This window comes from Micromonospora sp. 050-3, from assembly GCF_046549335.1.
Taxonomy (GTDB): Bacteria; Actinomycetota; Actinomycetes; order Mycobacteriales; family Micromonosporaceae; genus Micromonospora; species Micromonospora trifolii.
The window spans coordinates 2,373,441-2,394,931 of the sequence record NZ_JAJPVX010000002.1; the positions used below are offsets into that span (position 1 = coordinate 2,373,441).

At 71.9% G+C, this 21,491-nt stretch carries 18 protein-coding genes and 1 riboswitch; of the genes, 10 read left to right on the forward strand and 8 right to left on the reverse strand.

Annotated elements, in window-relative coordinates; all coding sequences use genetic code 11:
• Positions 1–60 precede the first annotated feature (60 nt).
• The 3 genes from ACLJOK_RS25990 to ACLJOK_RS26000 all read left to right on the forward strand — a co-directional run bounded on the left by ACLJOK_RS25990 (position 61) and on the right by ACLJOK_RS26000 (position 7,929).
• Complete coding sequence (locus tag ACLJOK_RS25990) at positions 61–2,211, forward strand: hypothetical protein (RefSeq protein WP_410821198.1); 2,151 nt, start codon at positions 61–63, stop codon at positions 2,209–2,211.
• 375 nt (positions 2,212–2,586) lie between these two features.
• Positions 2,587–5,952 carry a BTAD domain-containing putative transcriptional regulator gene (locus ACLJOK_RS25995; RefSeq protein WP_410821199.1) on the forward strand — a complete coding sequence of 1,122 codons (3,366 nt, stop codon included), beginning with the start codon at positions 2,587–2,589 and terminating at the stop codon, positions 5,950–5,952.
• Positions 5,953–6,351: 399 nt separating this feature from the next.
• Positions 6,352–7,929: a Na+/H+ antiporter gene (locus tag ACLJOK_RS26000; RefSeq protein ID WP_410821200.1), complete on the forward strand. Its 1,578-nt coding sequence runs from the start codon at positions 6,352–6,354 to the stop codon at positions 7,927–7,929.
• 8 nt (positions 7,930–7,937) lie between these two features.
• Here the strand turns inward: ACLJOK_RS26000 and ACLJOK_RS26005 are convergent, their stop codons facing one another.
• The 5 genes from ACLJOK_RS26005 to ACLJOK_RS26025 form a co-directional block, all read right to left on the reverse strand.
• Entirely contained in the window at positions 7,938–8,684 is a 747-nt protein-coding gene (locus ACLJOK_RS26005; RefSeq protein ID WP_410821201.1) for an amino acid ABC transporter ATP-binding protein, read from the reverse strand.
• A complete protein-coding gene (locus tag ACLJOK_RS26010; RefSeq protein WP_410821202.1) occupies positions 8,681–9,454 on the reverse strand; it encodes an amino acid ABC transporter permease in 774 nt (257 codons plus the stop codon). The genes ACLJOK_RS26005 and ACLJOK_RS26010 overlap by 4 nt, the downstream gene beginning before the upstream one ends.
• 39 nt (positions 9,455–9,493) lie before the next feature.
• A complete protein-coding gene (locus tag ACLJOK_RS26015; RefSeq protein ID WP_410821203.1) occupies positions 9,494–10,402 on the reverse strand; it encodes an ABC transporter substrate-binding protein in 909 nt (302 codons plus the stop codon).
• A 100-nt stretch (positions 10,403–10,502) separates the two neighbouring features.
• Positions 10,503–10,643, reverse strand: coding sequence for a hypothetical protein (locus ACLJOK_RS26020; protein WP_410821204.1), 141 nt, complete (start codon positions 10,641–10,643; stop codon positions 10,503–10,505).
• A 32-nt stretch (positions 10,644–10,675) separates the two neighbouring features.
• Positions 10,676–10,787: riboswitch (SAM riboswitch) on the reverse strand.
• A gap of 86 nt (positions 10,788–10,873) precedes the next feature.
• Positions 10,874–12,832, reverse strand: coding sequence for an amino acid transporter (locus ACLJOK_RS26025; protein ID WP_410821205.1), 1,959 nt, complete (start codon positions 12,830–12,832; stop codon positions 10,874–10,876).
• 154 nt (positions 12,833–12,986) lie between these two features.
• Here ACLJOK_RS26025 and corA point away from each other — a divergent pair, with 154 nt between their 5' ends.
• Positions 12,987–14,117: a magnesium/cobalt transporter CorA gene (corA, locus tag ACLJOK_RS26030; RefSeq protein ID WP_410821206.1), complete on the forward strand. Its 1,131-nt coding sequence runs from the start codon at positions 12,987–12,989 to the stop codon at positions 14,115–14,117.
• Positions 14,118–14,133: 16 nt separating this feature from the next.
• Here corA and ACLJOK_RS26035 read toward each other — a convergent pair whose 3' ends face one another.
• Positions 14,134–14,319: a hypothetical protein gene (locus ACLJOK_RS26035; protein WP_238677098.1), complete on the reverse strand. Its 186-nt coding sequence runs from the start codon at positions 14,317–14,319 to the stop codon at positions 14,134–14,136.
• A gap of 209 nt (positions 14,320–14,528) precedes the next feature.
• Positions 14,529–15,044: a 2'-5' RNA ligase family protein gene (locus ACLJOK_RS26040; protein ID WP_410821207.1), complete on the reverse strand. Its 516-nt coding sequence runs from the start codon at positions 15,042–15,044 to the stop codon at positions 14,529–14,531.
• A 78-nt stretch (positions 15,045–15,122) separates the two neighbouring features.
• On the opposite strand from ACLJOK_RS26040, the gene ACLJOK_RS26045 reads away from it, so the two are divergent.
• The 6 genes from ACLJOK_RS26045 to ACLJOK_RS26070 all read left to right on the forward strand — a co-directional run bounded on the left by ACLJOK_RS26045 (position 15,123) and on the right by ACLJOK_RS26070 (position 20,902).
• Positions 15,123–15,632 (forward strand): mycothiol transferase, encoded by a 510-nt coding sequence (locus ACLJOK_RS26045; RefSeq protein WP_410821208.1) that lies wholly within the window; start codon positions 15,123–15,125, stop codon positions 15,630–15,632.
• Between the two features lie 100 nt (positions 15,633–15,732).
• Positions 15,733–16,314: a TetR/AcrR family transcriptional regulator gene (locus ACLJOK_RS26050; RefSeq protein WP_410821209.1), complete on the forward strand. Its 582-nt coding sequence runs from the start codon at positions 15,733–15,735 to the stop codon at positions 16,312–16,314.
• Positions 16,315–16,759: 445 nt separating this feature from the next.
• The gene (locus tag ACLJOK_RS26055) at positions 16,760–17,629 is read left to right on the forward strand and encodes an SDR family oxidoreductase (RefSeq protein WP_410821210.1); all 870 of its coding nucleotides are present in this window, start codon (positions 16,760–16,762) and stop codon (positions 17,627–17,629) included.
• Between the two features lie 106 nt (positions 17,630–17,735).
• Positions 17,736–18,410 (forward strand): DsbA family protein, encoded by a 675-nt coding sequence (locus ACLJOK_RS26060; protein WP_410821211.1) that lies wholly within the window; start codon positions 17,736–17,738, stop codon positions 18,408–18,410.
• Between the two features lie 30 nt (positions 18,411–18,440).
• Entirely contained in the window at positions 18,441–18,848 is a 408-nt protein-coding gene (locus tag ACLJOK_RS26065) for an SCP2 sterol-binding domain-containing protein (protein WP_410821212.1), read from the forward strand.
• Positions 18,845–20,902 carry a glycogen debranching N-terminal domain-containing protein gene (locus ACLJOK_RS26070; protein WP_410821213.1) on the forward strand — a complete coding sequence of 686 codons (2,058 nt, stop codon included), beginning with the start codon at positions 18,845–18,847 and terminating at the stop codon, positions 20,900–20,902. Before ACLJOK_RS26065 ends, ACLJOK_RS26070 begins: the two co-directional genes overlap by 4 nt.
• 43 nt (positions 20,903–20,945) lie before the next feature.
• On the opposite strand, the gene ACLJOK_RS26075 is transcribed toward ACLJOK_RS26070, so the two are convergent.
• The gene (locus ACLJOK_RS26075; protein WP_410821214.1) at positions 20,946–21,449 is read right to left on the reverse strand and encodes a DinB family protein; all 504 of its coding nucleotides are present in this window, start codon (positions 21,447–21,449) and stop codon (positions 20,946–20,948) included.
• Positions 21,450–21,491 lie beyond the last annotated feature (42 nt).

Consider the following 21,491-nt stretch of genomic DNA (forward strand, 5'->3'; position numbering starts at 1 on the left):
GGCCGCGCGGGTGGTACGACTGGGGCGGCGGTGGCAGCTGCGGGCCGGGGAAGGATGGCGATGGCCGGCGACCAACCGCGACGACACGACGTGGTGGAGTTGCGGGTGCACGGCGTGTCCGGGGCGGACCCGACGGTCATCCTCGACCAGCCGCAGGTCCGGCAGGTGGCCGGCGACGGCAGCGGTGGCTTCCACCGGGCCGCCCGGTCGGACGGCGTCGGCCCGGACGGGGTGACGCTGGAGGCGTACCGCTGGGGTGACCTGCCCTCGGGCACCGTCGGCCGGACCCTCGCCATGGTCTTCCTGCTGCCGTTCATGCTCAGCAACGTGGCTGTGTGGATGCGCCCCACCGGCCGCCGCCGCGCCGCCGCGGTCAGCGTGCTGTGTCGGCTCCTCGCGCTCAACCTCACAGTGCTGTACGTGGTGTCCATCGCCGGAGTCGCCCTCGACCTGCTCGCCTGGCGGTGTCTCGGTGCGGCCCGCTGCCGCCCGCCCTTCGACAGCATGGCCGGGCTCGACGGCCGGCACGTCGGGCAGCGGCTGGCCGTGCTGGCGCTCCTGCCGATCGCCGCCATAGCGGTCCTGCGTCTCCTCGGCACCCGTCGGTCCGGCCCGGCCGACAACCCACTGTGGGCCGTGGAGCCGCTGGTGCACCGGCTGCGCGCGATCCACGTGGCCGCCGCGCTCGTCGTACTCGATATCGTGCTGCTCACGGCCCGTCGCGCCAGCGGCGCGACGTTCTCCACGACGCTGCTGCTGGCGCTCAGCACGGCGGTGTTGCTGGTCTGCGTCGGTCTGCTCGCCGCTCCGGGGTTGATCGACCGGGCGGCGACCGCGCGGACGGCCACCTGGACCGCCCGCACGGCGGGCGCGGTGGCGGCCGTCCTGAGCGTGGCGACCCTCGTCACCCTGGCGAGCGACGGGCGCGACTGGTCGTCGGCGACCGGGCTTCCCGGCTACGACGGGCTCGCGGGTCTGGCGCTGTTCGGCCAGATGATGTTGCTGGTGCTGCTCAGCGTGGTGGTGCTGTGGCGGCGCGGTCGGGTGGGCGGCCGGTCCGCGCTGCCGGGTGGCCTGGGCGCGGCGGTCCTCGCCGCCCTCGCGGTCGGCCTGACCGGCGCGCTCTCCGCCGGCCTCGTCTACCAGACGGGGGAACTGCTCGGTGGCTACCGCGGTGACGGTGGGCCACCGTCGCCGTACCGCTGGACGCTGCTGGCCTTCTTCCTGCACGTGGTCGCGGCGGTGCTGCTGTGTGGCGCGTTGAGCGTCGTGTCGCGGCGGCGCCGGCGGCGTGCGGCGGCGGCGATCACCACCCGTGACTTCCCGGTCGTGCCACCGGAGGCGGTCGGTCGGCTCCGGCTGACGACGAAGGCCATCGCCCGGGCGCGGTTCACCGAGTGGTTGGGTCTGCTCGCGGCCACGTACGCGGCGCTCGCGGTGGTCGGACTGACCACGAGCCTGGTGGGGCGTACCGGGCGCGAACCGGAAGAGTTGACCCGGCAACTGCTCGGGCTGCCGGCCGGCGCCGTCCAGATGGCGCTCAGCGGGGGCAGCTTCCTCCTCGCGGCGTTGCTGCTCACGCTGTTGACCGGCGGCGTGTTCGCCCATCGGACCGCGTGGTTCCGCCGGCACGTCGGCATCCTGTGGGACCTGGGCACCTTCTGGCCCCGGGCCGCGCACCCGTTCGCACCACCGAGCTACGCCGACCGCGCGGTGCCGGAACTGGCCGACCGGATCAGCCAACTGGCCGAGCGGCACGTCGGGGTGTTGCTCTGTGGGCACAGCCACGGGTCCGCGCTGCTCGCTCTCGCGGTGCTGCGGCTGCCCCCGCGCGTCCGTCAACGAGTCGCGCTGCTCACCTACGGGTCGCCGCTGGACCGCCTGTACGCCCGGCTCTTTCCGGCCTACCTCAACGAGAAGGTGCTGCGTGAGGTGGGGGAGCGGGTCGAGTGGCGGTGGCTCAACCTCTGGCGGGACACCGACCCGGTCGGCGGCTGGGTCTTCGCCGCACACCGCCCCGGCGATCCACCCACGGACCCGGCCGATCCGGCGGGCCAGGTCGACCGGCGGTTGCGGGACCCACCGGACCTGCTGGCGGCGCCGGGGGAGCGGTCCGCGCCGCCGCTACGGGGGCACCATCCGGGCGAGACCGACCCGGAGTTCCGGGCGGCGGTGCGCGAACTCGCCGAACGCCTTCGTGGTGCTTGCTGAGCCTGCCGGCCGTGGGCCGGGCGGTGCGGGGACACCGTTGCGGTCAGCGGTCCATCTCAGGGACCCGGTCGGACTCCGCCACCGTCGCTCGGACCTTGCGCAGCGTGGCGTCTGGGGCACGGATCGCGGCTGTGGGACGGGTGAAGCGCGGCGACCCGGTTGCTCGGCCACCCAGTGACAACAAGTGTCGGATAGTGCCCAGGGTGACAGTGGCAGCCGGGTCGCCGATCGCTCAACGGGCGAGCAGGGCGCGCAGCGCCCGGAGCACCTCCGCCGGGGCCTCCTCCGAGTACCTCGTCGAGCCTGCCCGGCCGTGATCAGCAGCCGGTCAGCGTCGGATCAGTACCGGCCGGGCCGCGGGCCTAGATTGGTGCCATGACCAGGCAGCTGACGGCACCCGTCGCGGTGACCTTCGGCGTGCTCGGGCCGGTGACCGCCGCGACCGAGAGCGGCCCGGTCCCCCTGCGGGGACACCGGCAGCGCCTGGTGCTGGGCCGGCTGTTGATCGCCCACGGTCGGGTGGTGCCGGTGGATCGTCTCGTCGACGACCTGTGGGAGGTCGCAACGGACGGCGCGGTGGGCGCGATCCGGACCTTCGTCGCCGACCTGCGCCGGGCCCTGGAGCCCGATCGACCATCCCGCCAACCACCCCGGATCCTGGTCACCGAGCCGCCCGGGTACGCCCTGAAGGCCGCCCCGGACGCTGTCGACGCCGGACGGTTCGAGGCAGCCGTCGGCGAGGCGGCCCGGCTGCTGACGGCCGGCCGCCCCGCGCCGGCCCTGGCCGCGCTGGACGCGGCGCTCGGGCTCTGGCGCGGGCCCGCGTACGCCGACTGCGCCAACGAGTCCTGGGCGATCGCGGAGATCAACCGGCTGGACGAGCTGCGGATGCTCGCCGTCGAGAGGCGGGCGGAGGCGCTCCTGGCGGTGGGCCGACCGGACGAGGCCGCCGCGGACCTACCGGCACACCTGGCCAGCCACCCGCTACGCGAGGACGCCTGGCGGCTGCTCGCGACGGCTCGGTACCGCGCCGGCCGGCAGGGCGACGCGCTGGCCGCGCTGCGGGAAGCCCGCCACGTCCTGGTGACCGAGCTGGGCGTGGACCCGGGGCCCGAGCTGCGACGGCTGGAAGCCGACATCCTGGCCCAGGCCCCGCACCTCGCCCCATCCCTCGACCGGGCCGCCGCCCCCGGCCTCGGGGAACCCGTTCGACCCGTGCAGGCGGAGCAGCGCCCGTTCGTCGGCCGTGACGCGGAGCTGGAGCGGCTGCGGCACGCCGCCGAGGTCGCGTCCCGACGCCGCCAGCCCACACTCGCCCTGCTCAGCGGCGACCCGGGCGCCGGCAAGACGGCGCTGGCCGAGGCCCTGACCCGGCGACTCGCCGCCGAGGGCTGGACCACGGCATGGGGACGCAGCCCGGAGTACGAAGGGGCTCCGCCAGCGTGGCCGTGGACCCAGATCACCGACGCGCTCGCCAGGCCCGCCGCCCCCGCCTCCGCCCCCGCCGCCGTCGCCGCAGACTCGGAAGACGGCTCGGCTGACGGTTCGGCCGACCCCGCCACGGTGCGGTTCCGTCGACACCGCGCGGTGGCCTCGCTGATCTCGGCGGTCGCCGACCGGGAGCCGCTGCTGCTGGTCCTCGACGACCTGCACCGTGCCGACGGTGACACCCTGGACCTGCTGACCGCACTGCTCACCGGTCCGCAGCCGGCCAGCGGGCCGGTGCTGATCCTCGGCACCTACCGGGCCACCGAGATCAGCCCGGAGCTGACCGCCACCCTGGCCCGCGCCGCCGGGCTGGAGCCGGTCCGGGAGTATCTAGCCGGCCTGCCCGCGTCGGCGACCGGCGAGCTGGCCGGTGCCATCGTCGGGGCGGAGCTGGACCCGGCCACCGCCCGGTCGATCCAGCAGCGCAGCGGAGGTAACCCGTTCTTCGTTCGCGAGCTGGCCCAGCTCTACGCGAGCACCGGCCAGGCGGGGCTGGCCGCCGTGCCGCCCGGGGTACGCGACGTGATCCGGCACCGGCTGGCGCAGCTGCCCGCCTCGACCCGTACCGTGCTGCGGCAGGCGGCAGTGCTCGGCCGCGACCTCGACCCGGACGTGCTGGGCGTGTTGGCCGGTGACCCGACGGCAGCGCTGGACGCCGTGGACCGCGCCCTGGCGGCCGGGTTCCTCACCGAGCGGGAGTCCGACGGGCGGCTGCGCTTCACCCACATCCTGGTCCGCGACACGCTCTACGCCGACCTGTCCGCGCCGCGCCGCGCCGCCTGGCACGCGGCTGTCGCCGAGGTGCTGCGACAGCGGGAACCCGTCGAGCCGGCGGCCCTCGCGTACCACCTGCTGCGCGCCGGCGGGCCGGTCCACGCCGCCGAGGCGTCGGCCTACGCCCGGGTGGCGGCCGAGCGGGCCGAACGGGGCGGCAACCCCCACGAGGCGGCCCGCCTGTGGGGCCAGGCGATCGACGCCTACGACCGGGCCGGCGGGGTCGAGCCGCGTGGCCGAGTGACCGCGCTGCTCGGCCTGGGGCGGGCGCTGGCCGTGACGGGCCGGCTGGCCGAGGCGCGGCGACGGCGAGCCGAGGCGATCACCGCCGCCGAGTCCACCGGCGACCCCCTGCTGATCCAGGAGGCACTAGCTGGCTTCGACGTGCCAGCCAGTTGGACGCGCAACGACGACGACCTGCTCTCCGGGCACATCGTCCGAGCCGCCGAACACGCCCTGGCCGCCCTCGGCCCGATCGGCTCGGCGCAGCGCAGCCGTCTGCTGAGCACCCTCGCGCTGGAACTGCGCGGCACCACCACCGCTCGTGGCCGCCGCGCCGCCGCCGAGGCCGAGACGATCGCCCGCGACATCGGCGATCCCGGGCTGTTGGCCTTCGCGCTCAACGCCCGCTTCATGCACGCCTTCCACAGCGTCGGTCTGGCCGACGCGCGGGCCCGGATCGGCCTCGAACTGGTCGAGCTGGCCGCCCGGCACCACCTGGTGACCTTCGAGGTGCTCGGCCACCTCGTCCTGGTCCAGGCCAACTGTGCGCTGGCCGACCGGCCCGCCGCCGACGCGCACGCGCGTGCCGCCGACCGCCTCGCCGAACGGTACGAGCTGCCGTTGGTCGGTGTCTTCACCCGGTGGTACGCCGCACTGCGCCTGGCGCTGAATGGTCAGTCGGTCGCGGCGGCGGACGCGTACCGGGCGGCAGCCGACCGAATGCCCACTGACGGCATGCCGGGGCTGACCCAGGGGTTGCTGCCGCTCGCCCTGCTCGGCCTGCGCCTGGCCGACGCGGTGAGCGACGACCCGCCGGCAGGTAGCGCCCGACTGTTCCCCGGGCTGCGACCGATTCCCGGGCCGGACGACGAGGACTGGGCGCGGCTGGACTGGGGCCCGCACGAGCCCTGGGTCCGACCACTGCTGCTCGCCGCCGCCGGCGACCGCAGTGCCACCCGAGCGGCACTGCGAACCCTGCCGGACGGGCCGCACGACCTGCTGCGGGAGGTGCGACTGTGCCTCACCGCTCGGGCGGCGCTGGCCATCGACGACCAGTCCACAATGGAACGCCTCGCCGACACGCTCCGCCCGGCCGCCACCGAACTGGCCGCCGGCAGTGGGGTGATCACCGTCGGTCCGGTAGCCGGGCACCTCGCGGATCTGGCCGCTGCCCTCGGCCGCGACGAGGAAGCCACCGAGCACCGCCGGACCGCTCGTGCGCTCACCGCGTGTGTCCGCTCCGGCGACCCAACCTGAGCGCCGTCGGGCGAATGCTGCTCGATGCCAGGGCCGCCGCTGCACCGCTTCAAGGGTCACGTACTGCGAGATCTTGGACACTTTCCGTCTTGCGCGAACGGAAAGTGTCCAAGATCTACGAACAACCGCCGAGCCGAACGCCGGGCGACAGGGCAGCTCGTTCCCGCACCTGCACACGTTGCGCCACCTGATCCACGACCACACCGGCTCATGCCTGCCCGCCAGGGTCAGGGCAGCAGCGAGCAGATACTCCGCACAGGTGCCGTTCTCGTGCCAGACCACGCGCCCCCTGCTCGGGCTACCTGGCGACTTGCCGGTTTGGGCCGGAATCCACCGGTGGGTGCGGTCAGATGGAACCACCGGCGCGTCCACCGTCGGCCGTGGTCCGAGGGGGTACGCGTGGAGGCGCTCATCCTGATCGTGGCGCTCGGCCTCACCGTCCTCGTCGGCACCACCCTCGGCGGCCGGTACCGGGTCGCCCCGCCGGTCCTGCTCATCGCGTTGGGTGTGCTGCTCGGGCTCACGCCGCCGCTGTCCGAGGTCACCCTGGAACCGGACCTGGTCCTGCTGATCTTCCTGCCGGCGATCCTGTACCGGGAGAGCCTCACCATCAGCCTGCGGGAGATCCGGGCCAACCTGCCGGTGATCGGGCTGCTCGCCGTGGTGTTGGTGGTGCTCACCATGGTCACTGTGTCGTTCGCCGCGCAGGCGTTCGGGGTGAACCCCGCCGCCGCCTGGGTGCTCGGCGCGGTCCTCGCGCCGACCGACGCCGCCGCGGTCACCGGCCTGGCCAAACGGCTGCCCCGGAAGCTGCTCACCACCCTGCACGCGGAGAGCCTGATCAACGACGGCACCGCGCTGGTGGTCTTCGCGGTGGCCGTGGGTCTGCTCAGCCACAGCGACGACCCGGGCGTGCTGGGCATCGGCGAGGAGTTCGTCGGCGCCAGCGTCGGCGGTGTGATCGCCGGTCTGCTGGTGGGGGCCGCCGTGGTGCTGATCCGCAAGCGGCTCGACGATCCGCTGCGCGAGGGTGCGCTCAGCGTGCTGACGCCGTTCGGCGCCTTCCTGCTCGCCGACTCGGTGCACGCCAGCGGTGTGCTGGCGGTGGTGGTCGCCGGCCTGGTGCTGGCCTACGCCGGCCCACGGGTGATCCGCGCCCGGTCCCGGGTGCTGGCGTACGCGTTCTGGGACCTGTCCACCTTCCTGATCAACGGCGGGTTGTTCGTCCTGCTCGGCACGCAGATTCCCCGCGCGGTCCGGGGCATCACCAGCACCTCGCCCGAGCGGGCTCTGGTGATCGTGCTGGTGGTCACCCTGGTCGTGATCGGCACCCGGCTTCTCTTCATCTACCTCACCGCGCAGTCGGCGCGGCTGCGGCGCCGCCGGATGGTGGACGACGACGGCCGAGGTCCCTCCGGGTGGCGGGTGGGGACCGTCGCGGGCTGGTCCGGTTTCCGGGGCGCGGTCTCGTTGGCCGCGGCTCTGGCAGTCCCGACGGTGATGGTCGACGGTCGACCTGTGGTCGAACGCGATCTGATCATCTTCGTCACCGCGCTGGTGATCGTGCTGATCATGCTGCTTCAGGGCACCACCCTGCCGTTTGTCGTGCGCTGGGCCGGGCTGATCGGTGACCCGGAACGCGTCGACGAAACCCGGAACGCCCGGCGGCGGGCCACCGAGGTGGGTCTGGCCGCCCTACCGCAGGTCGCCGCGGAGGTCGGTGCCCAGAATGACTCGGTGCGCCGGCTGGAGGCCGAGTACCGACGGCATCTGGAGGACTTCAACGAGACCGGCGGGAACACCGCCGAGGAGCGCCGGTTGGAACGCCGGCTGCGCCTCGGCGTCCTCGCCCACAAGAGGCGGGAGGTCACCCGACTGCGCGACAACCGGGAGATCGACGACCTGGTTCTCCAGGAACTCCAGTCCGCGCTGGACAACGAGGAGATCCGGCTGCTGGGGCGCGGGCCCAACGAGTGATCGAGGGCTCAGAGCACCTGGTCGAGGAACCGGCGCAGCCGCGGATGCTCGGCCCGTTCGAAGATCGCCTCGGGTGGGCCGGCCTCCAGCACCACACCCCGGTCCATGAAGGCGACGGTGTCGGCGACCTGCCGGGCGAAGCCCATCTCGTGGGTCACCACCACCATGGTCATGCCGGCGGCGGACAGGTCGGCCATCACCCCGAGGACGCCCTTGACCAACTCCGGGTCGAGCGCCGAGGTGGCCTCGTCGAAGAGCATCACTTCGGGCCGCAGCGCCAGCGCGCGGGCGATCGCCACCCGCTGCTGTTGACCACCGGAGAGCTGCGCCGGCCGGGAGTTCGCCTTGCCGGCCAGCCCCACCAGCTCCAACTGGGCCCGGGCGACGGTCTCCGCCTCGTCCGCATCGAGCTTGCGCAGCCGACGCAGCGCCAGCGTGACGTTGCGCAGCACGCTCATGTGCGGGAAGAGGTTGAACTGCTGGAACACCATGCCCACCCGCTGCCGCAGCGCGTCCGGATCGTCGCCCAGCACGCTGCGCCCGTCCAGCAGCACGTCGCCCCGGTCCGGTTCGATCAGCCGGTTGATGGTGCGCAGCAGGGTGGACTTGCCCGACCCGGACGGGCCGATGACGCAGGCCGTTGCGCCCCGCGGCACCGAGAGGTCGACGCCGCGCAGCACCCGGTTCGGTCCGAAGGCGAGGTGCACGTCGCGTACGTCGAGACTGACCGAGGTGGTCGTTTCGGTGGTGGTCATCGCCGGTCTCCCTGGGTGGCGGTGGGCAACTGGGGCTCGTCGTCCTCGTCGTCAGGTGCGGCGACCGGCCGGCCGTTGCGCAGCCGCCTGTCGATCCAGTTCACGACGTGCGTCAGCGGGACGGTCAGCGCCAGGTAGCACAGCCCCGCCAGCAGTAGCGCCGACTCGTTGCCGGTGGTCGCCGCGTAGTCCTGCCCGATCCGGAACAGCTCCCGTTGACTGGCCACCAGGCCGAGGAAGTAGACCAGGCTGGAGTCCTTGATCAGCGCGATGAGCTGGTTCACCCAGGCCGGCAGCACCCGCCGGATGCCCTGCGGGATGATCACCAGCCGCATCGCGTCGGCCCAGGAGAAGCCGAGCGCCCGGGCGCCCTCCAACTGGGCGGCCTCCACCGACTGGATGCCCGAGCGGAAGATCTCCCCGATGTAGGCGGCGGCGATCAGCGACAGCGCCAGGATGCCCAACGGGTAGGGGTCCGGCCCCCAGACCTGCATGCCGAGCGGGGCCAGCCCGACGCCGATCAGCAGGATCGTCGCCGCCGCCGGCAGCCCTCGGAACACGTCGGTGTAGACCCGCGCCGGCCAGCGCAACCAGCGGCTGCGAGAGATCCCGGCGACGGCCAGCAGCAGGCCCAGCACCGAGCCGAGCAGGGCGGCGGAGACCGCCAGGATCAGCGTGTTGGGCAACCCGACGGTCAGCATCTCGGGCAGCGCCTCGCGCATCGCGTCCCAGTCGAAGAAGGTCTCCCACAGGGTGCTCAACGGATCCATCGGTTGCTCCTCCTACCGCCCCGCTCGCTCGTCACCGGCTCAGGACGTTGCCGACGCGGACGCCGACGGCCCCGTCGGCACAGCCGACACCGACGGCGTGGCCGAGGCGGACGGGGCCTTCACAGTGCCGCTGCCCGGGGTGAAGTCCGCAGGGATCGGCCGGCCGGGGTAGTACTGCGCCTGCAACCGGCTCCAGGTGCCATCGGCAATGACCTCGTCGAGGGCCTTGTTCAGCGCCTCACGCAGCTTGTCGCCGCCCTTGGCCACGGCGTACGCGGTCGGTGCCGGGCTGAGCTGCTTGGCCGCCACGTTGATCTTGCCGTTGCTGTCGGCAGCCGACTTCTCGCCGATCTCCGCCGGGGCGATCCAGGCGTCGGCGGTGCCCGCCTTGAGCTGGTTGATCGCGCCGTTGTAGTCCGGCACCCGCACCGGGTTGAGCTGCTTGCCGGTGGCGTAGTCGTCCTGGACTGTGCCCTGCACCACCACGACCCGCTTGCCGGCGAGCTGGTCGAAGCCGGTGATCGGCGAGCCGGCCGGGACGTCCAGCCCGAAGTAGCCGAAGTCGTAGCCGTTGCCGAAGTCGACCGTCTTCTTGCGGGCCTCGGTGATGGTGATCGAGGAACTACCCACGTCGAACTTGCGGTTGTTGACCTGGCTGAGCAGCGCGGAGAAGTCGGTGCCGACGAACTCGACGGTGAGGCCGAGCTTGCCGGCCACGGCGGTCAACAGGTCGTTGTCGAAGCCGGTGAACTTGCCGTCCTTGAGGTACACGTTCGGCGGGGCGTCGGTCAGCGTGCCGGCGCGCAGCACACCCGCCTGGGCCAGGCCGTACGGGTTGGCGGTGGCGTCGGACGAGCTGTCGTCGCCGCAGGCGGTGAGGGCGGTGGCGGCCAGGATCGTGGCCGCGCCCAGGGCGACGGCACGGGTCAGGGCAGGAAGAAATCGCACTGGTGTCTCCGAAGGGTGGTGTCTCGGCGCGCACGGACGTGCGCCACCGACGGCGCGCCCGATGGGCGGACCGGTGGGAAAGGAGCTCGGGAAGGGGGTGCTAGAGCGCGGTGCCGCGACGACAGGCGGCGCTGCACATTCGCATCATGTCCACGTGCCGTCGCCGGGTCAGTGCGGGCGAGGGTCGACCGGTGCGGGAGTCCGCGACGTCGGTCGGTGGGGTGGTGCTGAGGATGCTCATGGTTCTCCCGGGTCTGTGCTGACCTGGGTGCCAGGCCACGCTTGCACCGACGTCGTGCCGGTGCCTGGTCTTCACCCGGGGCACCCCACCGCGGAGGAGGGTTGCCGGCCAGCGAGCCGGGGCTTCGCGCTGGCACTCATGACCTGCGCCGAGGCTAGCAGCAGGAACCTGTGGATCGTCCAGTCGTTATGACCACGCTCACCGTGCGCGACGGGCCGTCGGCTCGCGGGTCAGCCGGCGTGCACGTGCGGTCGACGGTGCGGGTCGGGCTCCTGGCGGCGCAGGATCTCCCGGGTCACCGAGGCGATCGCACCCTGTCCGAACGCCAGGTAGCGCAGGAAGTTGCGAGTCGGACCGCCCTCGGACCACTCGAAGTAGATGTGGGGGCGCCGACGGCTGCGGTCGCGGATCTCCAGCAGCAGGGCGGCGAGCGCGGTGGGCACCGACGAACTGGCCAGGCTGAGCACCGAGAAGCGGCCGTCGACCACCCCGCCGCGGACCAGCAGCTCCGTCTCGAAGTCGGACGGGTCGGTGACGGTGACCTCGACGAAGATGACGTCGCTGTCGTCCGGAAAGTCGTTGTCCGCCATGGTCTGCGCCAGCTTGGCGCGGTACTCCGCCTCGTCGCGCCGGTCGGGTTCGTGCGCGATCAGGCGGATCCGCCGTCCGGCGCGCTCGTCGATCATCCCGGCGGCCGTCCGGTCCAGCTCGACGTGGTCGACGCGCAGCTCGTAGGCCCGCATCACCCGGGACAGCACCGACACCAGGATGATCCCGCCGATGAAACAGGCCGCGATCTTGACGCCGTCCGGGCGCTCCACCACGTTCGCCAGTGTGGTGTAGACGAAGATCACCGCGATGACTCCGAACGCGATGGTGCGGCCGCGCTGACGCTGCCGGAGCGCCGCGAGGGTCACCGCCGTCGCGGCCGAGGTGATCAACACCAGGACCCCGGTGGCGTACGCGCCGCCCTGCGCGTCCACGCTGGCCTCGAAGACGATCGTGATCAGGAACGCCACTGCCGTGAAGACCAGCACCAGCGGCCGGACGGCTCGCGCCCAGGTCGGCGCCATGCCGTAGCGGGGCAGGTAGCGCGGCACGAGGTTGAGCAGGCCAGCCATCGCCGATGCCCCGGCGAACCAGAGGATGCCGATGGTGGACAGGTCGTAGATGGTGCCGAACACCTCGCCGAGGTGGGCGTGCGCCAGGTAGGCCAACGCGCGCCCGTTCGCCGGCCCTCCCGGCTGGAAGGCCTCCGGCGGAATGAGCACGGTGGTCGTCACGCTACTCGTGATCAGGAAGACGCTCATGATCACCGCTGCGGTGGTGAGCAGCCGGCGGGCGCCGCGGATCCGGCCCAGCGGTCGTGCCTCCGAGTCCTGCGGGTCACCCCGTACGCTCGGCATGACCGCCACCCCGGTCTCGAAGCCGGACAGACCCAACGCCAGCTTCGGAAAGACGAGCAGCGACAGCCCGACCACCAGCCACGGGTCGCCGTGCCCGGTGGTCAGCATGGTGGTCCAGTCGCCGACAGCGCTCGGATGCGTCGCCACCCGCCACAGCGCGTCGGCCACCACCACCGCGTTCAGCGTCAGATAGACCGCGACCAGGACGACGGCGATCCCGATGGCCTCGGTGAATCCCTTGAGGAACACCGCGGCCAGCAGCGACACCAGCAGCAGCGTGACGAGCACCTCGTGACCCTTGAGCCCGCTTGGCCAGAACGGGTTCTCGTCAATGTGCGCCGTCGCGTCGGCGGCCGAGAGGGTGATGGTGATGATGAAGTCGGTGGCCGCGAAACCGAGCAGCACCAGCACCAGCAACTTGCCCGGCCAGTAGCTCAGCAGGCGTACCAGCATCGCGATGGAGCCCTCGCCGTGCGGGCTCTCCACCGCCACCCGCCGGTAGACCGGCAACGCCCCCAGCAAAGTCACCAGCACCAGCACCAGTGTCGCCACCGGCGAGAGCGCCCCGGCGGCCAGCGCCGCGATGCCCGGCTGGTAACCCAGTGTGGAGAAGTAGTCGACCCCGGTCAGGCACATCACCTTCCACCACGGGTGGTGCCGGTGTTCCGGCGGGCGCCCGTGCGGCCCCGGGTGCTGCACGGCCTGGTCCGAGCCGGCGTTGAGCAGCCACCCCCGCAACCGGCCGGCGCGTCTGTCGACAGTCACCGGCGCGTCCCCCGTCATCCCGCCCACGATCACCGTGAGTATCCGCCCGACGGGCCGCCCCCGTCCGCCGGTGCGCGGAACCCAGCCGACGCCACGGCGGGTTTCAGGGCCCAGGACAGGGGGAAGCAGCGCCCCGGGCTGGACGGGACGGCACCGGGGGAGGGGACAGGGCATGGTCGGCGGCCGTCGCTTCCGCCCGGGTGGTGGCTTCGGCCGCCAACTCGACGAGTACGAGACGAGGGTCGGTGTGCCCCCGTCCACGGAGCCGCCCGCCGCGTCCCACGGCGGCCTGGTCGACAGCGCCGTCTACATCCGGGGCCACCGGTTCGCCTCACCGTCCGGCCTCGCCGAGACGTACCGCTGCCTCCAGGAGCAGGACGGCGCGATGGCCTGGATCGGGTTGTACCGGCCCGACATCGAGCAGATCACCTCGCTGGCCCGGGAGTTTCGGCTGCACGACCTGGCGGTCGAGGACGCGATCAACGCCCACCAGCGGCCCAAGCTGGAGCGGTACGGGCACACCCTGTTCGTGGTGCTGCGCGCCGCCCGCTACGACGACCTGCGGGAGGAGGTCGAGTTCTCCGAGCTGCACCTGTTCATCGGCCCGGGCTTCGTGGTCACCGTCCGACACGGTGAGGCGCCCGACCTGGCCGCGGTGCGGCGGCGGCTGGAGACCGAGGCGCAGATGCTCGCCCGGGGGCCCGAGGCGGTCCTGTACGCGATCCTCGACCAGGTCGTCGACGGGTACGCGCCAGTGGTGGCCGGACTGGAGAACGACATCGACGAGATCGAGACCGAGGTGTTCGGCGGCGACCCGAACGCCAGCCGCCGCATCTACGGGCTCAGCCGCGAGGTCATCCAGTTCCAGCGGGCCGCCCGCCCCCTGCTCAGCGTGCTCGACGCGCTGGCCGACGGCGTCGGCAGCGCCAGCGCCGACGAGGAGCTGCGCCGCTACCTGCGCGACGTGACCGACCACCTGACCCAGGTGGTGGAGCGGGTGGACGGTTTCCGGCACCTGTTGCAGAACATCCTCACCGTCAACGCCACCCTCGTCTCGCAGCAGCAGAACGAGGAGATGCGCAGCCTCACCGCTGCGAGCTACAGCCAGAACGAGGAGCTGAAGAAGGTTTCCTCCTGGGCGGCGATCCTCTTTGCTCCCACGCTCATCGGCACCGTGTACGGCATGAACTTCGTCCACATGCCGGAGCTGAACTGGCGCTTCGGCTACCTCTTCGCGCTCCTGTTGATGCTGCTGGTCTGCGGCACCCTCTACGTGATCTTCAAGCGGCGCGGCTGGCTCTGAGCCGTGCGGCCGGGATTCACTCGATGCCGCGAAGAATGTGTCGTTCGTCCTCGACGTCGTCGTCGCCGGCACTGATCCGGCCGAGCAGTACGGCGGCCGCCCAGATCGTCAGTGGCGTGGCCGCCCCGGTCATTCCGCCGCCGGTCCGGTCGTCCCGGGTCTGGCTCCGCTCCGTGCGCGGTGGCCTGCGCTGAGCCTGCATGGGCCCTGCCTCTCCTCGTCGAAGCCGCCGTGGGTGGCGCGGGGTGACCCCGCGCCACACCGGCCGGGCGAACCGCCTGCGAGCAGCTCACCACCGGTACGACAGCCACTCGAACCTTCCCACGCCCGGCCGCATCCGCACCGCTTGTTTTCGGGTTTCCGACTGTCGCCCGCCAAACCGGACATTACGCCTCGACGGTCGAGGCGCGGTCAAGGCAGCGGGTGGGCGATGCCGCGGGCGTGGTCGGTGAGCGCCGCGCCGACCACTGTCGCGGCCAGCGGCAACACCTCCAGACAGCGGCGCACCGCCGCGGCCATCAGCGTGTTCGGCACCCGCATGGACAGCGTGCAGTGCGGCACCCACCGCCCCGGCTGGTAGTGCTCGGCGAGGGGGATGCCGGCGGCGGCGAGCCGGTCGTGCACCAGCCGGTGGTGCGCCAGCAACTCCGCGGTGGGCGCCGGGCCGAGCCAGAGCACCCGACCGACGAACTGGCCGGCGTGCTGGAAGTCGAGCCGCAGCGGGGCGGCCACCACCGTCCCCTGTAACGCCTCGGCGACCTGCTCCCTGTCGAAACGGGGCGCCACCATGAGCGAGACGTGCGGACGGTGGCGCTGCTCCAGCAGCGAGCGCATGCTCTGCACGCCCTCGGCCTCCAGCGCGTCCCAGAGCACCCGGATCCGGCGGGTGGCGTCCGGGTCCAGGTACAACTCCACCGCGGCGACCATTTGATCACCGTAGCGGCCGAGGTTTGCGCGCCCGGGTCCGGCGGTACCTGTTCGGAAACCGACCAGGAAGGCGTACCCGTGGATGTGAGTGACCTGCTGACCGAGGCGTACGACCGGCTGCCCGACCTCGTCCACGCGGCCGTCGACGGCCTCAGCCCCGAACAACTGCGCCAGCAGCCCGGGCTGGGCGCCAACTCGGTCGGCTGGCTGGTCTGGCACCTCACCCGGGTGCAGGACCACCACGTCGCCGACCTGCTCGACGCCGAGCAGATCTGGGTGAGCGGCGACTGGGCCAGTCGGTTCGGGCTCGCCGCCGACCCCGACGACACCGGCTACGGGCACTCACCCGCTCAGGTCGCGGCGGTGCGACCGGAGAGCGCGCAGGCGCTGATCGACTACTACCAGGCGGTCGCGGCGCGTACCGGAAGCTTCCTGGCCGGCCTGGTCCCGGCGGACCTGGACCGCGTGGTCGACCAGGCGTGGGACCCGCCGGTCACCCTCGGCGTCCGGTTGGTCAGCGTCGCCGACGACGACCTGCAACACGTGGGCCAGGCCGCCTACGTGCGCGGCCTGATCGAGGCCGGCTGACCGGCCTGTTACCAACTGGGGACCAAGGTTGGCTGGATCAGCGCTAATGGGTGCTATTTTATGGGGGGCGGCCCCGTTTAGCTGAGGGATGGAGGTGCTGGTGACCGAAGCCATCACCAGGCGGCCGTTGCGCGCCGACGCCCGGCGCAACTATCTGCGCATTTTGACTGCCGCCGAGAGCGTCTTCGCAGAGCAGGGCGCGGAAGCCTCCCTCGAGGAGATTGCCCGGCGGGCCGGCGTCGGCTCAGCGACACTGCACCGGCGCTTCTCCTCACGTCGCGCACTGCTTCTCGCGGTTTTTGCGGACGGGATCGAGGCACTGTGCGAGCGGGCGCAAGCTTTGGCCGAGGAAGCCGAACCGGGGCCGGCGCTCACCACGTGGCTACGCGCCCTCGCCGCCTACACCGCGACCCATCGTGGACTGGCTGTGTCACTCCTGCCGGCCGGTGCCGGGCTTGAACCGTCAGAACCGGACAACACGTGCCACTCGATGCTGAACGCAGCCGGCGGCCAACTGTTGGCAAGGGCGCAAGACGCCGGGGCCGTGCGGCCGGAAGTCTCCCTCGCCGACCTGCTCACCCTCGTTAACGCCATCGCCTTCGCTACCGAAGGCGCCGGCGACCCAGGCGATGTGGACCGCCTACTCGTCTTGGCGCTCAACGGGATCCAACCCAGGCCGTAGAGCACGATCCGGCCGACGCCGGGGTCTTTCCCTGCGGGCTGGACGCGTGGGCCGATCGACAGGCAGCCGCATCCGATCCGGGGTGGTGTCGCCGCTGCGTGTGCGCCTGGACCCAGGCAGGGGCTGGGCGAGGCGGTTCCACGCTCACTCATCCTCTGCTGCCGCACGTTCTGTCAATGGGACACCCGAGCTGCTACCCGCAGGCTCGCAGGACACCTGTTGCCCGTCGCTCTCGGTGCGGTTGCGGTGGGTGGCGGGCCCGGGAGCGTGATCGAAGCGACGGCTCTCGACCGGTCCCCGCGGCGATCGTGCGCGGCAGTCCGTCCTGGCCGCTCACTTGACAAGTGGGGTGGCACCCCATATAAATGACAGTAAGCGGGGTGCCACCCCGGATTGCAGTCGAAGGGGAATCGTGATGAGCGACGTGATCGTGAACGAGCGGCGAGTGGTGCTCGTCACCGGAGCCAGCACCGGCTTCGGTCGACTGATGGTCGAGGCGCTGGCTCGGCGCGGCCACCACGTCTTTGCCGCGCTGCGCGACCTGAGCGGGCGCAATGCGCAGGCTGCGGCTGAGCTCGCGACCCTGGCCTCGACGGAGGCGCTTGACCTGCAGGTCGTCGAGCTGGACGTCACCGACCAGTCGTCCGCCGATCGGGCGATCGAGGTGGTAATGGCCAGCAAGGGCCGGATCGACGTCGTGGTGAACAACGCCGGGATGATCTTCCCGGGACCGGTCGAGGCCTTCACCGCGGAGGAGGCGCACCGACAGTTCGACGTCAATGTGCTCGGCGCGCTGCGTGTGAACCGAGCCGCTCTGCCGCACCTGCGTCGGCAGGGTCGCGGAGCACTGATCCAGATCGGTTCCCTGTCGGGCCGGGTCACGCTTCCGTTCGGTGGCTTGTACGCGGCGAGCAAGGCTGCGCTCGGGAGCCTCACTGAGGCGTGGCACCACGAGCTGGCGCCGTTCGGGGTCGAGTCGGTGATCGTTGACGCCGCGTCGTACCCGACGAACATCGGGGTCAACGCCGCCCTGCCGACGGACATGGCGAGGATGGCGGCCTATGGGGACAGCTTCAGCGGCTACGTCACGGCGATCGGTGAGCGGGCCGCGAAGCTCGGCGGCGATCCGCGTGTCGTGTCAGATGCCGTCGTCGACCTCGTCGAGGCCGCCGAAGGCCATCGGCGGCTCTGGACGATCGTGGCGCCCGCCGATCAGTACGAGGCAGTCGACCGACTTGCTCGGCGGAAGGCGGAAGCCGCCCGAACCGTCGCTGTCGAGATGGGCGTGGACTCTTTCATGGCGAGCGATGAGTAGCGAGCCCTCTGACCGAGCTTGCCGGCGGCAGCGGTCGCCGATCCCGTCGAATGGCGCCTCCACGGGCAGCCCCACCGCGCTAGCAGGGGATGAGGAGACGGACGGCATGGGCAGGATTGTGCGGGTCGAGGTGTGGACGGACGTGCAATGCGTGTGGTGCTACGTCGGCGATGCTCGCTGGAGGCGGGCGATATCGATGTTCGGCGGAACGGTCGACGTCGTGCACCGCTCGTTCGAGTTGCAGCCGGGGTTCCCGGTGGATTTCGACGCGCAGGAATATCTCCAGGCGCAACGCGGCCTGAATGCGGCAGAACAGGCGCGGGTCTTCGAATCAATGACACGGGTCGCGGCCGAGGAAGGGCTGGCCTACGCGCCGGAGCGGATCCGGCCGACCAACTCGCATCTGGCGATGGAGGTGTTGCACCACGCGGAAACGGTGGGGCGGGGCGACGAGGTTCGCGATCGGCTGTATGCGGCGTACTTCGTCGAAGGCCGGCACATCGGCACGACCGAGTCATTGCTCGAGCTGGCCACGGAAGCGGGGCTCGACCCGGACCGGGTGCGCGCCGAGCTGGACGCGGGCACCTACCGCGCGGCCGTGAACGAGGATTCGGCTGCCGCGCGCGTTCTCGGGGTGCAGGGCGTTCCGTTTGCCGTGATCGACAACGTGTACCCGATCTCGGGTGCGCAGCGTACCGAGGCACTCGTCGAAGCGTTGCAGCGGGCGAGCGCAGCCCCGTCACCCCGTCCGGGTGAGCCCTCCTCACCCCGACGCGGGTGATCCTGCGGGAAACCGTGGGGAGGGGACCCGATGGGCGCGACGGCGGAGCAGTACCTGCGACAGCTGGACACCGGTCGGCGGCCCGACCTGCCGGAGACCACAGCGGGGACGCTGCGGCTGGATGTCCGCGACGACGGCAGCACCGATCACTGGTACCTGACCATCGCCGACCAACAGGTCCGGGTGACCCGCTCGGCCGACGACGCCGAGCTGGTGGTGCGGGCCGACCGGGCGGTCTTCGACCGGATGGCCCGCGGTGAACTGCACCCGGGCGCGGGCCTGTTGCGCAACGAGCTGACAGTGCACGGCAACATGCAACTGCTGATGCTGCTGCGGCGGATCTTCTCCGGGCCGGACGGCGCCCGTCACCCGCATGAGCTGGGCCGGGCCGCGCTGGCTGGCCGGGCCGCGACTACCGCTGGGAATGAGCGGTCGTGAAGCAGGAACTGGTGCACGTCATCGCCGGCAACCTCTTCGCGATCAGCGACGCCCAGGGCGACATCGAGGCCGACCCGCAGGCCCCGCTCGGACTCTTCGCGTACGACACCCGGTTCCTGTCGCACTGGGTGCTCAGGATCGACGGCGAACGGATCAACGCGCTCTCCCGCGACGACCTCACCTACTTCGAGACCCGGTTCTTCCTGGTCCCCGGTGCGGCGAGCCACTACGTCGACGCGGACGTGTCGATCATCCGGCACCGCTCGGTGCACGACTGCCTCCACGAGAACATCACTGTGCTCAACCACTCGTCGCAGCCCGCCGAGTTCACCGTCCGGGTGGAGATGGCCAGCGACTTCACCGACATCATCGAGGTCGGGCAGCTCCGGCAGCGGGCCGTCGAGATCAGCGCCGACCCGGCGAGCCAGCGGCTCGTGCTGCGCTACCAGCGGGACCGGTTCGTCCGCGAGACCACGGTGCGCAGCACCGTCCCCGCAGAGGTCGACGAGCAGGGGATGACGTTCCGGATCCGGATCGAACCCGACGGGAAGTGGGAGACCGACCTGCACGTCAGCGCGACAATGGGCGGCGAGGACGGCCGGGATCTCCGCGCCGACCTACAGTCGCACCAGCAGACCGAACGCAGGGGGATGCGCGAGGACCTGGCGCAGTGGCTGAACCGGGCGCCGCAGCTGGTGGCCGAACGCAGGGGCCTGGAGGAGCTCTACCGGGGCAGCCTCGCGGACCTGGCGGCACTGCGCTACAAGCCGCTGTCGTACCGCGAGCGGGTGCCGATCGGTGGTCTGCCGTGGTCGATGGGGTTGTGTGGACGGGACGCCATCATCACCTGCCTCCAGACGATGGCCTTCACCCCCGAACTTGCTCCGGCGACGCTACGGATGCTGGCGCTCATGCAGGGCGGCCAGCTCGACGACGCGCTGGACGAGGAGCCCGGCAAGATCCTGGCCCAGCTCCGGTACGGCGAAACGGGGGCATTCAGCGACCGGGCGAGCGCGCTGTACTACGGCGCGGCGGACACCACCCCGCTCTTCGTCGTGCTGCTCGACGAGTACGAGCGCTGGTCCGGTGACGCCGACCTGGTCCGCGAGCTGCGCCACCCGGCCCGGATGGCGCTGGACTGGATCGACGAGTACGGCGACCTGACCGGGGACGGCTACCTGCGCTACCAGCGCCGCAACGAGCGCGACGGCACGATCAACCAGTGCTGGAAGGACTCCCCGGACGCCATCGTCGACTCCCGCGGTCGGCAACCCGCCTTCCCCCGCGCCACCTGTGAGTTGCAGGGCTACGCGTACGACGCGAAGCGGCGCGGCGCCCGGCTGGCCCGGGAGTTCTGGGGTGACCCCGCGTACGCCGACCGGTTGGAACGGGAGGCGGCAGCGCTGAAGGAGCGCTTCAACAGGGACTTCTGGCTGCCGCACCGGGAGTACTACGCGTTGGCGCTCGACCCGTACGGCGAACCGGTCGACGCGTTGGCCTCCAACATCGGGCACCTGCTCTGGAGCGGGATCGTCGCGGACGACCGCGCGGAAGCGGTCGCCGAGCACCTGGTCGGGCCGCGACTGTTCAGCGGGTGGGGGGTGCGCACGCTGGCCACCGGGCAGCGCACGTACAACCCGGTGGGCGCACACCTGGGCGCGGTGTGGCCGTCGGACAACGCACTGATCGCCGCCGGGTTGCGCCGCTACCGCCTCGACGCGCAGGCGGCCCGGATCGCTGACGGTATCTTCGACATGGCGCAGACGCTCGGCGGCGCGCCGCCGGAGATGATCGCCGGCTACGAGCGCAGCCTGACGACCTACCCCGTCCAGTTGGCGACGAGCTGCCGCCCGCAGGCGTGGTCGTCGGGAGCGTTGCTGATGCTGCTCGGCACCATGCTGGGCCTGCGACCCACCGGCGACAACCTGCTGGTGAACCCGGCGGTGCCGGAGGGGTTCGGGCGGCTGGAACTGCTGGACATCCCGGGCCGTTGGGGTCACTCCGACGCCTACGCGCGAGACCGGACCACCGAACGCCGGCACCGCCTGCGGTGAGGCGGTGGAACAGCGCTCGGCCCGGCGACGGTGGGCGTCGGGGTCAGCCCATGGTCTTGGCGCCGTCGATCGACTCCCGCAGGATGTCGGCGTGCCCGGCGTGCTGGGCCGTCTCGGCGATCAGGTGCAGCAGCACCCGGCGGACCGTCCAACTCGCCCCCGACTCGAACCAGGGCGCCTGCGGCAGCGGGTGCGCCGCGTCCAGGTCGAGGGTGGCGGTCAACTCGTCGGTCCGGGCGGCCACCTGCTGGAAGCGCTCGACCAGCCCGGCGAGGGTCTCGCCCGGCAGCATCTGGAACTGACCGACCCAGTCGATGTCCTCGCGGCCCATCGCCTCCGCACCGTCGACGGCGAAGAGCATCCACCGGTGCTCGACGCCGGCCACGTGCTTGATCAGGCCACCGAGGCAGAGGCCACTGACTGTGGGGCGGCTGGCCGCCTGCTCGTCGGTGAGCCCGTCGACCGTCTGCAAGAGGAAACCGCGGTGCCTGCGGAGCGCCTGCAGGAGATCGGCGCGCTCGCCGGTGAGCTGCTCAGTGCTGGTCATGCCGCCACCCTTCGTTGATGTCCACCCGGTGTCACCGTAGGG